Origin of the sequence: Tritonibacter sp. SIMBA_163 (assembly GCF_046535935.1) — a bacterium.
Lineage (GTDB): Bacteria > Pseudomonadota > Alphaproteobacteria > Rhodobacterales > Rhodobacteraceae > Epibacterium > Epibacterium scottomollicae.
Genome location: NZ_JAWJBP010000938.1, coordinates 1 through 251 on the forward strand (window position 1 = coordinate 1; position 251 = coordinate 251).

The window sequence follows — 251 nt, forward strand, 5'->3', positions numbered from 1 at the left end:
CTCCGCCAAGCGACGCCGTACGAAGCGCATCCATAATCGACTTGTCCGGGATAAAATACGGCGTCTGCAGGAAAATCGATTTCCGGGCGTGGTGGATCATCTTCAAATAACCGTTTTTAATGTCTTCGCGCATTTCCAACGGCCCGCTCGCCACGATTTGCATCGCATCTCCCGGTACATCGCCTATTTCAGGAAAATAGGTTTCCTGATATTTCATTGGGTATTTTTCCGCTGCCTGGTTCCAGTCGATG

General features: G+C 50.2%; 1 pseudogene. It reads right to left on the bottom strand.

Going from position 1 to position 251, the window contains the following annotated elements:
- Window positions 1-217, bottom strand: a pseudogene (locus R0J92_RS25085) (cardiolipin synthase); the annotation flags it as partial.
- Between the last annotated feature and the right edge of the window lie 34 nt (window positions 218-251).